Raw genomic sequence first — 12338 nt, forward strand, 5'->3', positions numbered from 1 at the left:
GGCCATGGCGATCAGTTCATCTCGATCCAGAACTTGCCGGTCAGCTTGATCGGCAGGAAGCGGTCATGCAGTTCCTGGAAGGTCGCCCAGGCGTCGAGATCCTTGAATTCATTCGGGTGCAGCCACTTGGCGAGCGCCTGGATGGCCACGAAGTGATAGGGGCTCTGGTAGAACTGGTGATAGATCGCCATCACTTTCCTGTTCTTCACGGCCGTCAGCCCCGGAAATCCGGTCCGGGCGACGAGGCCCTTGAGCTGTGCGGCGGCACGTTCAGGCTGGGTCTCGTAGCCGAGCCAGACGGCGATATTGCCAGGATTGCTGTTCGACCAGTTGGCGCCGGTCATCAGCAGGAATTGCGGATCATCGACGATGATCTTCTCCGGATTGACCATGCCGCCGGCACCGGAGAAATATTTCGATCCCCAGTTCATGCCGCCGGCTTCGGAGACGAATTCGCCGAAATTGAAATTGCCGAAGGACTGGCAGCAGGCAGACGGGTTGAGCCCCGCAGCCTGTTCGGCGAAGACCAGCGGCCGCTGATCCTGCTTCAGCCGCGTCGTGACGTTGTAGACCCGCCGCATCTGCTGCGAATAATAGTCGATGAAGCTGTTGGCCGCGTCGACGCGGTCGAAGACCCGGCCGAGCAGGAGCATGCTCGGCACGGTGTTCTGCGTCGGGCGTTCGCGGAAATCGATGAAGATCGTCGGGATGCCGGCCTTGGCCAGGTTGTCGACGACGCCGGACTGCATCGCCTTGTCCAGGAAGCCGAGCGACAGGATGACGAGGTCCGCATCGAGCGTGATCGCCTTCTCCACGCTGAAATCGCTCGAGGCGAGCGCGCTCACCAAGGTCATCGACTTGGCGGCAGGGACATCCGCCAGGTAGCGGTTCCAGGTGTCGGGGTCGAATTTCGGCAGGTCGTCGCCGATGGCGGCAAGCTGCGCGAACGGCTTGTCCTTGCCCATCAGCACGACCGTCGCGGAGAACAGCCGGCCCTCGCCGAGGATGGCCCGTTGCACGCCCTTCTTCACCTTGACGATGCGGCCGGCAAGATCGGTCACCTCGATCATGGTGTCGGCAGCTTGCGCGCTGCGGATGCCCGGTGCGGCAAGCAGGGCCAGGGCGGCCATGAGCGCCACGCGCCGGGTCAGCCGGGCAAACCAGCCCGGCACGGATTGTGAATGCCTGTCCATCATGATCCTCGCTCTATCGATTGCCGTTTGCGCATGGGGATGGCGCAGCGGTCCTGGCCCAGCCGCCAGCGTTCAACCGGCAGCCTCCCCTCGCCTGACCGCCCTTGATCTGCTCATGCTCCAGGAAGACGGTTCTCGTGCGGATCGGCTCAAGCAATCGCTGGCTATCGCGCGCGCCGAGATGCGCAGTCCCGATGGGCAAGAAGATCTCGCGATTCCGCAATACATCGGACTTGACCGGAGGGCGGCTCCAGTCACGATGGATATTATCCCCGATCGATCGCATGGTCAGAAGATCCACCGCATCTGTCCTCGTGCAGAATAGCGACCGGTTACAGACTGCGCGGCGATTTGTCACGACACTTCAATAACTTAGAAATACTCTAATTTATAATTAGTAGATTTATAAACTGTGCGCCTGGCGAGATGACCAGGGTCAGACCTGACGGGATGGACAGACCTGGCGATTGCGCTGAACGAGATTGCCACTGTTGGTCTCAGCCGGCCCGGGATGACCGCCGCGGAGGCGCCAGAATGCCCTCCCGCTTGTCGGCGACCACAACCGCAGGAGCAGAACACCAAACTATTCTATCTAAGGTTTAGCAAGACAGGTTTGTCCACCAGACTGGATCGAGATTGTTCTCACTTTGAGAGGATTTACAAAGAGCGTTGACTACGCAACCATCCGGTCAGGCTTGGGGGTAGAGTACAGAGGTCAGCCATGCCGGACCTTTCGGTTGCGATCGTCGATGATCACCCGATGCTGATGGAGGGGATTGCCGCGCTGCTGAAGCGCTGGGGCGGTTTCATGCTCGCCGCGACGGGGACTGTCGCAGATCACATCGTGCCGATCGCCAGAACGCATCACCCTGATGAAATGATCGTCGATCTCAGCATGGCGGGGGATGTCTTCCAGGCGATTGCGGACGCGTTGAAGATCGCTCCTGAGACGAAGATCGTGGTGTTCACGGCCTCGGCCAACACGGAAGACGCGATCAGGGCCCTGGATGCCGGGGCCAAGGGCTATGTTCTGAAAGGCAGTCCCGGAGAAGACCTCTTCCAGGCTCTTCAGGCGGCACAGCGAGGCGACGTCTATGTCACCCCCTCCTTCGCGACCAAGCTAATCTGTGCGTTGAAAGAAAAGACCCTAGAACGACAGAAGGCGATCAGCAACAGGCTCAGTGTCCGGGAGCAGCAGATCGTCAACCTGCTGCTGCTCGGCAAGATGAACAACGAGATCGCGCGCGAGCTGTCGCTCAGCGCCAAGACCGTCAAGGGCTACATGACCAACCTGATGGCCAAGCTGAACGCGCGCAATCGCCTGGAGGTGGTGCTTGCGGCGCAAAAGCTGGCTGCGGGAGCGAACACCCCTGCCATGATCAGGCGCCCGTGAACGACGACCGGCCCCGCCGGATCCGTTGAGAGGGCCGCAATCGCTGGGGCCCGGACGCTAGCCGAGCCCAAGGCAGCCAGAGCCGGGGAGGCTGCGCATGACGGTCGCGGACACTCTTACGCCCGGCACTCCGCTCCAACTGGATTGCCGGATGCTCCCGCAGCATCGGGGCATCGGCATCCCCATACGCTGCGGCATCGCGGCGGCTTGCCTGTGCTGCATCCTTGCCGCCTTCGCCTGCAATCCCGCCCGCGCTGCCGAGTCCGACTTTCTCGAGCGTTTTCGCGGCGACTGGTCCGGCTCCGGTAAGGTCCAGCGCGACGGCGGCAGCCAGCCGCGGCACGTGACCTGTTCGATCATGGGACGCCCCACCGACAATCGGATCAGCGCACAAGGCAGCTGCCGCGCCTATCTGATCTTCGTGCGCCCGGTCGCGATCGATGTCACCTATGATCCGCGCTCCGGCACCTATCGCGGCACCTATACCGGCGCCCGGATCGGCCCCGCCCGGCTCAGCGGCACGCGCAGCGGCGACGCCCTGAACTTTCGCATCGAATGGCCGCGCCCAGTCAATGGCGACACGCAGGCCGCGATGGTCATCCAGAATGACGGCCGCGGCATCCTGCGGATTACCATCTTGGATAACCTCACGCCCGGCGGCCCGATCCTGCAGACCTCCGAGATCATCCTGGTGCGTCAATAGGCGGGTCCTGATCGGAACTGCCCTCGCCCACCCCGGAGAGACGATGCCCTTGGGGGACCTGCGTCCTGACTGAAGTACGCCCTCGAATTCGAGTGCCGTTCGACGAATCGCTCCCAATGGTAATCACGGGGTTGCGATTGTCGTGAACGGGCCTCACTCTAAGGCACGAGCAGTACCGTCTCACGAACCGGCATGGCCATGCATGCGTGAAGAGCGACCCGACCGCCGGCGGAACCGCGCGCCAGGCTACCCGAACCGGCGCTCCGTCATGCTGAGCTCGGAGGCGGACTATATCCGCGCCTGCGCCAGGGCGCGCGATCTCCACGCCGCCGCCCACCATCCCATGGCCGAGCTGGAGCTTGAGAACCTTGCTCTCGCAATCCTGACCTGGGAACTCAAAAGCAGCGGGCCGGACGGAACCTGAGGCTGGCCAGACTGACGAAGCGGCACCGAGTGCGGGCTCGCGCCGCTTCACCTGCCGGCGCCGGCTGTGCCGCTACGCCGTGAGGCGATCCGCCCAGGCGGCGACCTTGTTCGACAGGGTCTTCAGATGGTCGTCGACGGAAAAGCCCGAGACTGCCTTGCGCGGCTTCAGGTCGTGATCGCCATCGTCGAGCCAGAGGATCTCGATGGCGTTGGAGAGCTTGTAAGCCGACACCTCCTCGCGCGCTCCAAACAGGTCCCTCGTCCCCTGCGCGATCAGGGTCGGCGTCTTCATGGTCGCGAGATGTGCCGTCCGCAGTTGCTCGGGCTTGCCGATCGGGTGGAAGGGATAGCCAAGGCAGAGCAGGCCGGCGATCCGGGCGGATGCGTGCCACTCGTCGGCCAGCATGCTGGCGACACGTCCACCCATCGATTTGCCGCCGATGATGAGCGGCCCCTTGCAATCGAGCGCGCCGATGGCGGTGGCATATTCCGAGATCAGCGTTTCGGCGCGCGGCGGTGGCTTACGACCGGCTGATGTCCGGCGACCCGCCATGTAACCGAATTCGAACCGGGCCACGCGAAGACCGGCCGCAGCCAGGGCGCCGGCATTAGCCGTCATCGAAGCGGAATCCATCGGAGCCCCGGCGCCATGCGCCAGGAGGATCGTTGCCCTCGCCTTCTCCGGGCCATCCATCAGAAATGCCACCATTGACGTGCTCGCCTCGCCGGAGTTGCCGGCGTCCTGTCGCCGACCACAATCAACAGCGTCCGTTGCTCGCGGTCGTCAAGCCCGGCGGCAGTGCCCCTCGCCGCAGTCCACGAGCGCATTCGTGGGATCAAGAGGACCTGTCGTCTCCTGCCGCTACGAGGCCCTGGTTGGCGCCGGTCGCGTCGCGCATGCCCTGGCGCAGGGCCTGGACGCGGCTGTTGAGCTCGATCATCTCGGGCACGGCGAAGCCGGAATGGCGCAAGAGCGCATCGGTCAGGCACCCCGTCTTCGGATGCAGGCTCCTGCCCTTCTCAGTGAGATGGACCTCGACCAGGCGCTCGTCGATGGTGCTGCGCCGACGGGCGAGAAAGCCGGCCGCCTCGAGCCGCTTGACCGCTGGCGTGATCGTGCTCGGCTCCAGCGCGAGACGCTCGCCGATCGCCCCGATCGTCAGACCGTCAGTCTCCCAGAGCGCGCTGAGCACGAGATATTGCGTATAGGTCACGCCGAGCGCGTCCAGCATCGGCTTGTAGACGCGCTGGATCGCCAGCGAGGCGGAATAGATCGAGAAACAGAGCTGGCCGTCGAGCGGCACTGTCGGGGCATCGGTCATCGGCATCCTCCAGGGCGGGGCTCACAGGCCCAGATCTCGAAAAACAATATCGCGATAAAGAAATCGCTTTACAAGATCGCGAGGTCTCTGTACCGAATTGCATATCGCGATAATGATTATCGCAGAAACAGGAAGGAGCCACCGTCATGACCAAGTCCCTGATCGCTGCCGCCGCCCTCTCCGCTACCGTCGCCCTCTCCGCCATCGTCACCGGCACCACCGCCGAGGCCGCCCCTGCCGCCCGGAACGTCGTCCTCGTCCATGGCGGCTTCGTCGACGGCTCAGGCTGGCAGGGCGTCTACAATATCCTCCGGAAGAAGGGCTACAGCGTCACCATCGTCCAGAACCCGACGACCTCGCTGGCCGACGATGTCGCCTTCACCAAGCGGGCGATCGCCCAGCAGGATGGCCCAGTCATCCTGGTCGGCCATTCCTATGGCGGTGTCGTCGTCAGCGAGGCCGGCACCGATCCGAAGGTCAAGGCGGTCGTCTATATCGCCGCCTTCGCGCCGGATCAGGGCGAGTCGGTTTCTTCGCTGATCGCCAACCCGCCTCCCGGCGCCGCCGTCCCGCCGATCCTGCCGCCCGTCGACGGCTTCCTCGCCCTCGACAAGGCCAAGTTCGCGGCCTCCTTTGCGGCCGATGTCGATGCCGACACCGCGGCCCTGATGGCGGACTCGCAGGTGCCCTGGGGCGTCGCGGCGCTGGCCGGCGCGGTCACCAATCCGGCCTGGAAGGTCAAGCCGAGCTTCTACCTCGTCGCCAACGACGACCACATGATCCCGCCCCCGGCCCAACGCCAGATGGCCAAGCGCGCCGGATCGACCGTCGTCGAGACCAAGGGCAGCCATGCCGTCTATGTCTCGAAGCCCGGCGTCGTCGCCGAAGTCATCGAAAAGGCCGCCAACGCGAAGTGACAGGGCGAAGGCGGTCTTGCCGATCGATCGCCAGCGACAGTCAGGGCGGGCCCTGAACGGGCCCGCCCTCTTTCATTGGCTGCACCAGGATCCGACAGACCTGACCGCGGACCGATCCTGCGAGGCCGCGTTGGCGTGGTCAGGTCGCGGCCTGGAAGTGGATGTCGCCTTTGCCCAGGAAGCAGGTCTTGTCGAACAGCGACAGATCCAGCGGGTTCGGCAACCGCACATCGCTGAGATCAGGGCACGGCTTCGTCGACGGGTCATAGGATCGATCGATCTGCGAGATGAAGACGAGGACCAGTCCGCGATCCCGCGCAAAGGCCCTCAGCCTGCGAACCTGAACCATCAGGTCGGGATGTTCGCGCTTCTGATCGAGCAACTGCAGATAGTCGATGACGACGAGTGTGCCGTCGGGCGCGTCATCCAGCGCCTTGACGATGTAGTCGGCGCTGATCCCGTCGGAGTTGTCGAATGCGAACAAGCCGTCGAAATCCGCGAGTTCCGCGCCAAGCACACGGAAGCGATCGATGACATCCTTTCTCGTATATTCCAGCGTGAAGAAGACAGCGCGCTTGCCGGACTTCATCGCCTCAAGCGCGAACTCGAGACTGAGCAGGGTCTTGCCCTGCCCCGGCCGGGCGCCCACCAGGACCAGGTCGCCAGGCGCCAATCGCGTGTAGAGCTTACAGGCTGGCGCTGCCGCAGCCGATTTGGCCACGAGCAGGCTCCAGGCTTCGAACCCCTCCTTGCGGGCGATACGGTCGAGCGCCTCGTGATGTGGAATGTTCTCTTGCCGGGACAAGAGCTTGGCCTTGCGCTTCAAGCGATAGACAGGCGCAGACAGCTTCATCGAACAACCTCCCATTGCGAGCAATTCTCACAACCCCTCCTTATGCCTGGCGCTCGAACAGTCGGTTCGATCAATCATCTGGCCCGGTATGAAGGATACTTTCCCGGCGGAGGGGGAGGCGTGGGCTGACGCCGAATCGGATGATAGCCCAGTTGATACTGTGGGAAAATCGTCCGCCTTTCGCGTCCTGGAGATGCCGCTGCGCACGGAGCCCGTCCATGCGCCCCCTTCCCGCGTGCGACCTTCCGGCGCCGATTGATCCCGCATCGCCCCGCCAGTATCCTTCTTGTCGACAAGAGGATCTGCCGATGAAGACGACGAAGCAATCTGCCGCCGCCGCTCCCGAGCGCAAGCGCGGCTCGGGCGTGAAGGTCGTCTATGATCTGCTGCGGGACGAGATCCTCGATCTGGTGCTGCCGCCGGGCAGCCCGATCGACGAAGTCCAGCTCGCCGAGCGGTTCAAGATGTCGCGCACGCCCATTCGCGAGGCCCTGGTGCGCCTGGCGGGCGAAGGGCTGATCGACACCCTCCCCAACCGCTCGACGATGGTGTCGAACCTCGACTTCCTCAACATGTCGCCCTTCTTCGACGCCCTCGTGCTGATGTACCGGGTGACGACGCAGCTCGCGGCCCAGCATCATCGCCCGCAGGATCTGGTCACCATCCGCGCCCGGCAGAAGGAATTCGCCGCCGCCGTGCAGGCGCAGGACGCGCTGGCGATGATCGCCACGAATGCGGCGTTTCATTCCGCGATCGCCGAGGCCGGCCGCAACCCCTATTTCAACAGCCTGTTCAGCCGACTGCTCGATGAAGGGCGGCGCTTCCTCAGGCTCTACTATCAGTCCTACGAGGACCGGTTGCCGCAGCGTTTCGTCGAGGAGCATGAAGCGATGATCGCCGCGATCATCGCCCGCGACGTCGTCGCGGCGGAGCGCCTCGGGAAGGCCCATGCCGATCAGATCGTCCAGCAAATCCAGAAGCTTATGGTCGGTGACGAGCGCCTGGAGATTGCCCTTTAGGACGCTTGCCTAATTCTTGTCGACAAATAATATGCAAACAGATATATCAGGACGCAGAGAGAAGCGTCGTCGCCCTTGCGGCGCTGCGAACTCCACCATTCGGCAAGCCAGAAGGAGATCGACATGAAGGCCAAGATTTTCTCCGGTGTGATCCCCGCGCTGATGACCCCCTGCAAGGCGGATCGAACCCCCGACTTCGATGCTCTGGTGCGCAAGGGCAAGGAGCTGATTGCCGAGGGCATGTCGGCGGTGGTCTATTGCGGCTCGATGGGGGACTGGCCGCTGCTGACCGATGCCCAGCGCATGGAAGGCGTCGAACGCCTGGTGAAGGCTGGAATTCCGGTGATCGTCGGCACCGGTGCGGTCAACACCGCTTTGGCCGTGGCTCACGCGGCCCATGCGCAGAAGGTCGGCGCCCAGGGCCTGATGGTGATCCCGCGCGTCCTCTCCCGCGGCACCGTCCTTCTCGCCCAGAAGGCGCATTTCAAGGCGATCCTCTCGGCCGCGCCGGATCTGCCGGCAGTGATCTATAACAGCCCCTATTATGGCTTCGCGACGCGGGCCGACCTGTTCTTCGCCCTGCGGGCCGAGCACAAGAACCTCGTCGGCTTCAAGGAATTCGGCGGCCCGGCCGACATGCGCTATGCCGCCGAGACCATCACCAGCGGCGATACCGACGTCTCGCTGATGATCGGCGTCGATACCGCCGTCGTCCATGGCTATGTGAATTGCGGCGCGACGGGCGCGATCACCGGCATCGGCAATGTGCTGCCGAAGGAAGTGATCCATCTCTGCAAGCTCTCCGAGGCGGCGGCGGCCGGCGATGCCGAGGCGCGCCAGCGCGCGCTGGAGCTGGAGCAGGCGCTCGGCGTGCTCTCCTCCTTCGATGAAGGCCCCGATCTCGTGCTCTATTTCAAGCATATGATGGTGCTGAAGGGGGCCAAGGAATACACCCTGCACTTCAACGAGACGGATGCCTTGACCGCGAGCCAGCGCGGATATGCCGAGGCGCAGCTCGCGCTCTTCGACAGCTGGTATGCGGCCTGGAACAAGCTTCCCGGCGCCGTCCAGAAATATGCCGCCTGAGGGCGGGTCTGAGGTCGGGCGTGGCGGAGCTTTCCGCCGCCACGTCGCGTCCGCGCGCCGATTGAGCCAAGCAGGTCTTCGTTGATGGCCGATCCCGATGTCATCGTCATAGGCGCCGGCGTCGTCGGCCTCTCCGCTGCGATCGCGGCGCAGGGGCGCGGCCTGTCGGTCACCGTGCTCGATCGCGAGGGGCCGGCGGCCGGTGCGTCAGCCGGTAATGCCGGCGCTTTTGCCTTCACCGATATCCTGCCGCTCGCATCGCCCGGCATTCTGAGGCAAGCGCCGCGCTGGCTCGCCGACCCGCTCGGGCCGCTCTCGCTGCCGCCGCGCTATGCCCTGCAGATCGCGCCCTGGATGTTCCGCTTCTGGCGGGCCTGCTCGCCTGCGCGTGTCGCGCAGTCCACGGCGGCGCAGACGGCCCTGATGGACCTGTCGAAGGCCGAGCTCGAGCCGCTGCTGCAGACCACCGGAACGAGCGGCATGCTGCGCAAGGAGGGCAATCTCCAGGTCTATGAGAGCGAAGCGGAGCTGAAAGCCTCGCTTCCCGGCTGGCAGGCGCGGGAAAAACATGGCGTCGCCTTCCGCCATCTCGATGCCGCCGGGATGGCCGAGATCCAGCCCGGCCTCGCGCCGCGCTTCACCCATGGCACCTTCACGCCCGGCTGGTACTCGATCGCCGATCCCCGGCTCTATACGCTCGCCCTCGCGGAGGCATTTCGCAGCCGGGGCGGCGTCATCGAGCGGCTCGACGTTTCCGGCCTCACGCCACTTGGCGACACCGTCGGGATCCACGGGCGCGACGGCAGCACACGCTGCGCGGCGCATGTCGTCATCGCCGCCGGCGCCTTTTCCCATCTGATCGCCCGCAGCCTCGCCGAGCCGATCCCGCTCGAAACCGAGCGCGGCTACAACACCACCCTCCCCGCCGATGCCTTCGACCTGCGCACGCAGATCACCTTCGGCGGCCACGGCTTCGTCGCCACCCGCCTCTCCACCGGCATCCGCATCGGTGGCGCCGTCGAGCTCGGCGGCCTCAAGCTGCCGCCGAATTTCGCCCGTTCGGACGCGATGCTGAAGAAGGCGCGCCTCTTCCTGCCTGGGCTGAAGCCGGAGGGCGGCGTGCAGTGGATGGGCTTCCGCCCCTCGCTGCCGGACAGCCTGCCGGCAATCGGACGGGCCCGGGCCACGCCGCGCGTGATCCACGCCTTCGGGCACGGGCATCTCGGCCTGACCCAATCGGCAGGGACCGCCCGGCTCGTTGCCGATCTCTTGACCGGGCGCGAGCCCGCGATCGACCTTGCCCCCTTTTCCCCGCAGCGCTTCTGAAGGGCCCGGACCATGGCCAGCTACACCTTCTCCTGCATCGACGGACATACCTGCGGCAATCCGGTCCGCCTCGTCTCGGGCGGCGGCCCGCGGCTGGAAGGCGCCGACATGCTGGAGAAGCGCGCGCATTTCCTGCGTGAATTCGACTGGATCCGCACCGGGCTGATGTTCGAGCCGCGCGGCCACGACATGATGTCGGGCTCGATCCTCTATCCGCCGACCCGCCCGGATTGCGATGTCGCCGTGCTCTTCATCGAGACCTCCGGCTGCCTGCCGATGTGCGGCCACGGCACGATCGGCACGATCACCATGGGCATCGAGAACGGCCTGATCACCCCGCGCGAGCCGGGCAAGCTGTCGATCGACGCTCCCGCCGGCAAGGTCGACATCACCTATCGCCAGGAGGGCCGCTTCGTCGAGGAGGTGCGCCTGACCAATGTGCCGGGCTTCCTCGCCGCCGAGGGCCTGACGGCCGAGGTCGAAGGGCTCGGCGAGATCGTCGTCGACGTCGCCTATGGCGGCAATTTCTATGCGATCGTCGAGCCGCAGAAGAATTTCCGCGATATGGCCGACCATACCGCCGGCGAACTCGTCGGCTGGTCGCCGAAGCTGCGCGCCGCGCTCAATGCCAAATACGAGTTCGTCCATCCCGAGCATCCGCAGATCAGGGGCCTGAGCCATATCCAGTGGACGGGCAAGGCGACGAAGCCGGAAGCGCATGCGCGCAACGCCGTGTTCTACGGGGAGAAGGCGATCGACCGCTCGCCCTGCGGCACCGGCACCTCGGCGCGCATGGCGCAGCTCGCGGCCAAGGGCCGGCTCAAAGTCGGCGACGAATTCGTGCACGAATCGATCATCGGTTCGCTGTTCAACGGCCGCGTCGAGGCGGCGACCACCGTCGCCGGCAAGCCGGCGATCATCCCCTCCATCGCCGGCTGGGCCAGGATGACCGGCATCAACACGATCTTCATCGACGATCGCGACCCCTTCGCCCACGGCTTCGTCGTCACATAGGCGACGGAGCGCGGCACCGGGTAAAACCCGCACTGGCCGCGCACCTGCTTCCCGGCTAACAAGTTTTCGCGGGGCGACCGGCCGCTGGGTCGCGCCGAATCGGCGTTCTTGCCGGCGACAAGGCGCCGATCGGCGGTTTTTTCCGCGTATGACTCCTCGTCTCCAGCCCGCACGGCGCCCAATTCGATAGTCGGCGAAGAAAAATACTTATTGTATTTTTCTTGTATCATGACATTCTGATGACATCTCGAACCGGTGGTGAGGCGGGGATGCGCTCCAAGGAAGAGGAAGACAGCTGGCTCGCTTTCGCCTGGCAATTGGCGCAGGAGAGCGGCAGCATCCTGCGTGAGGCGGCAACCGCCCGGCCCGATGTCGAGGTCAAGCCCGACCGCAGCTTCGTTACCGCGCTCGATCAGCGCATCGAACGGCGCCTGCGCGAGCGCATCGCCGACCGTTTTCCCAGCCATGGCATCATCGGCGAGGAGGAAGCCTCCGCCAATTCCGACGCCGATCTGGTCTGGGTGCTCGATCCGATCGACGGCACCGCCGCCTTCATCGCCGGCCTGCCGGTCTATGGCACGCTGATCGCGCTGATGCGCGAGGGCGAGCCGATCATCGGCATCATCGACCATCCCGTCACCGGCGACCGCTGGATCGGCGTCAAGGGCCGGCCGACCCTGCATAATGGCAGCCCCTGCCGCACCCGCGCCTGCGGCGCGCTCGATCAGGCCATTCTCTCGGCCAGCAATCCCGATTTCTTCGATGACGAGGAGCGCCCGGCGCTCGACGCCATGCGCGCGGCGACCGCCTGGCGCATCTGGGGCGGCGCCTGCATGAGCTTTGGCCTGCTGGCGAGCGGGCGCACCGATGCCGCCTTCGACACCAGGATGAAGCTCTGGGACTTCGCGCCCTTCCGCCCGATCATCGAGGGCGCCGGCGGCGTCGTCACCGACTGGGAAGGCCGGCCGCTCACCCAGAGCACGGGCAAGCGCATCATGGCGGCGGGGGATCCCGCGCGCCACCGCGAGATGCTGCGGCTCGTCGAGACCAGCATGAAACACTGAGCCAACCCGCTCCGAGACGGCG

Annotated in this window: 14 protein-coding genes; 10 read left to right on the forward strand and 4 right to left on the reverse strand. The window is 65.0% G+C overall.

Annotated features, from left to right (window positions below):
* Positions 1–11: 11 nt before the first annotated feature.
* On the reverse strand, positions 12–1196 hold the full coding sequence (locus BIWAKO_RS00895) for an ABC transporter substrate-binding protein (protein ID WP_084651095.1): 1185 nt from the start codon (positions 1194–1196) through the stop codon (positions 12–14).
* A 112-nt stretch (positions 1197–1308) separates the two neighbouring features.
* On the opposite strand from BIWAKO_RS00895, the gene BIWAKO_RS00900 reads away from it, so the two are divergent.
* From BIWAKO_RS00900 to BIWAKO_RS00915, 4 genes are all read left to right on the forward strand, one after another.
* On the forward strand, positions 1309–1518 hold the full coding sequence (locus tag BIWAKO_RS00900) for a hypothetical protein (protein WP_069876936.1): 210 nt from the start codon (positions 1309–1311) through the stop codon (positions 1516–1518).
* Positions 1519–1914: 396 nt separating this feature from the next.
* Positions 1915–2586, forward strand: a complete 672-nt coding sequence (locus tag BIWAKO_RS00905) for a LuxR C-terminal-related transcriptional regulator (protein WP_069876937.1) — start codon at positions 1915–1917, stop codon at positions 2584–2586.
* A gap of 97 nt (positions 2587–2683) precedes the next feature.
* Entirely contained in the window at positions 2684–3289 is a 606-nt protein-coding gene (locus BIWAKO_RS00910; protein ID WP_141739926.1) for a hypothetical protein, read from the forward strand.
* A 202-nt stretch (positions 3290–3491) separates the two neighbouring features.
* The gene (locus BIWAKO_RS00915) at positions 3492–3713 is read left to right on the forward strand and encodes a hypothetical protein (RefSeq protein ID WP_069876938.1); all 222 of its coding nucleotides are present in this window, start codon (positions 3492–3494) and stop codon (positions 3711–3713) included.
* Positions 3714–3785: 72 nt separating this feature from the next.
* Here BIWAKO_RS00915 and BIWAKO_RS00920 read toward each other — a convergent pair whose 3' ends face one another.
* Positions 3786–4424, reverse strand: a complete 639-nt coding sequence (locus BIWAKO_RS00920) for an alpha/beta hydrolase family protein (protein WP_069876939.1) — start codon at positions 4422–4424, stop codon at positions 3786–3788.
* Between the two features lie 127 nt (positions 4425–4551).
* Entirely contained in the window at positions 4552–5037 is a 486-nt protein-coding gene (locus BIWAKO_RS00925) for a MarR family winged helix-turn-helix transcriptional regulator (protein ID WP_069882053.1), read from the reverse strand.
* Between the two features lie 146 nt (positions 5038–5183).
* On the opposite strand from BIWAKO_RS00925, the gene BIWAKO_RS00930 reads away from it, so the two are divergent.
* Positions 5184–5954, forward strand: coding sequence for an alpha/beta hydrolase (locus BIWAKO_RS00930; protein ID WP_084651097.1), 771 nt, complete (start codon positions 5184–5186; stop codon positions 5952–5954).
* A gap of 139 nt (positions 5955–6093) precedes the next feature.
* Here the strand turns inward: BIWAKO_RS00930 and BIWAKO_RS00935 are convergent, their stop codons facing one another.
* Positions 6094–6807, reverse strand: a complete 714-nt coding sequence (locus BIWAKO_RS00935) for a DNA helicase (RefSeq protein ID WP_069876940.1) — start codon at positions 6805–6807, stop codon at positions 6094–6096.
* Between the two features lie 308 nt (positions 6808–7115).
* Here BIWAKO_RS00935 and BIWAKO_RS00940 point away from each other — a divergent pair, with 308 nt between their 5' ends.
* From BIWAKO_RS00940 to BIWAKO_RS00960, 5 genes are all read left to right on the forward strand, one after another.
* Positions 7116–7826, forward strand: a complete 711-nt coding sequence (locus BIWAKO_RS00940) for a GntR family transcriptional regulator (protein ID WP_069876941.1) — start codon at positions 7116–7118, stop codon at positions 7824–7826.
* A 123-nt stretch (positions 7827–7949) separates the two neighbouring features.
* Positions 7950–8912, forward strand: a complete 963-nt coding sequence (locus BIWAKO_RS00945; protein WP_069882055.1) for a dihydrodipicolinate synthase family protein — start codon at positions 7950–7952, stop codon at positions 8910–8912.
* A gap of 84 nt (positions 8913–8996) precedes the next feature.
* A complete protein-coding gene (locus BIWAKO_RS00950) occupies positions 8997–10238 on the forward strand; it encodes an NAD(P)/FAD-dependent oxidoreductase (RefSeq protein WP_069876942.1) in 1242 nt (413 codons plus the stop codon).
* Positions 10239–10250: 12 nt separating this feature from the next.
* A complete protein-coding gene (locus tag BIWAKO_RS00955) occupies positions 10251–11252 on the forward strand; it encodes a 4-hydroxyproline epimerase (protein ID WP_069876943.1) in 1002 nt (333 codons plus the stop codon).
* Between the two features lie 239 nt (positions 11253–11491).
* Positions 11492–12316, forward strand: coding sequence for an inositol monophosphatase family protein (locus BIWAKO_RS00960; protein WP_201788601.1), 825 nt, complete (start codon positions 11492–11494; stop codon positions 12314–12316).
* Positions 12317–12338 lie beyond the last annotated feature (22 nt).

It is taken from the genome of Bosea sp. BIWAKO-01, assembly GCF_001748145.1.
GTDB lineage: Bacteria > Pseudomonadota > Alphaproteobacteria > Rhizobiales > Beijerinckiaceae > Allobosea.

Excerpts from the sequence above, each read along its gene's own strand:
- BIWAKO_RS00895 (WP_084651095.1), bottom strand. The coding sequence starts at position 1,196 with ATGATGGACAGGCATTCACAATCCGTGCCGGGCTGGTTTGCCCGGCTG.
- BIWAKO_RS00900 (WP_069876936.1), top strand. The coding sequence starts at position 1,309 with ATGCTCCAGGAAGACGGTTCTCGTGCGGATCGGCTCAAGCAATCGCTG.
- BIWAKO_RS00905 (WP_069876937.1), top strand. The coding sequence starts at position 1,915 with ATGCCGGACCTTTCGGTTGCGATCGTCGATGATCACCCGATGCTGATG.
- BIWAKO_RS00910 (WP_141739926.1), top strand. The coding sequence starts at position 2,684 with ATGACGGTCGCGGACACTCTTACGCCCGGCACTCCGCTCCAACTGGAT.
- BIWAKO_RS00915 (WP_069876938.1), top strand. The coding sequence starts at position 3,492 with ATGCGTGAAGAGCGACCCGACCGCCGGCGGAACCGCGCGCCAGGCTAC.
- BIWAKO_RS00920 (WP_069876939.1), bottom strand. The coding sequence starts at position 4,424 with ATGGTGGCATTTCTGATGGATGGCCCGGAGAAGGCGAGGGCAACGATC.
- BIWAKO_RS00925 (WP_069882053.1), bottom strand. The coding sequence starts at position 5,037 with ATGACCGATGCCCCGACAGTGCCGCTCGACGGCCAGCTCTGTTTCTCG.
- BIWAKO_RS00930 (WP_084651097.1), top strand. The coding sequence starts at position 5,184 with ATGACCAAGTCCCTGATCGCTGCCGCCGCCCTCTCCGCTACCGTCGCC.
- BIWAKO_RS00935 (WP_069876940.1), bottom strand. The coding sequence starts at position 6,807 with ATGAAGCTGTCTGCGCCTGTCTATCGCTTGAAGCGCAAGGCCAAGCTC.
- BIWAKO_RS00940 (WP_069876941.1), top strand. The coding sequence starts at position 7,116 with ATGAAGACGACGAAGCAATCTGCCGCCGCCGCTCCCGAGCGCAAGCGC.
- BIWAKO_RS00945 (WP_069882055.1), top strand. The coding sequence starts at position 7,950 with ATGAAGGCCAAGATTTTCTCCGGTGTGATCCCCGCGCTGATGACCCCC.
- BIWAKO_RS00950 (WP_069876942.1), top strand. The coding sequence starts at position 8,997 with ATGGCCGATCCCGATGTCATCGTCATAGGCGCCGGCGTCGTCGGCCTC.
- BIWAKO_RS00955 (WP_069876943.1), top strand. The coding sequence starts at position 10,251 with ATGGCCAGCTACACCTTCTCCTGCATCGACGGACATACCTGCGGCAAT.
- BIWAKO_RS00960 (WP_201788601.1), top strand. The coding sequence starts at position 11,492 with ATGACATCTCGAACCGGTGGTGAGGCGGGGATGCGCTCCAAGGAAGAG.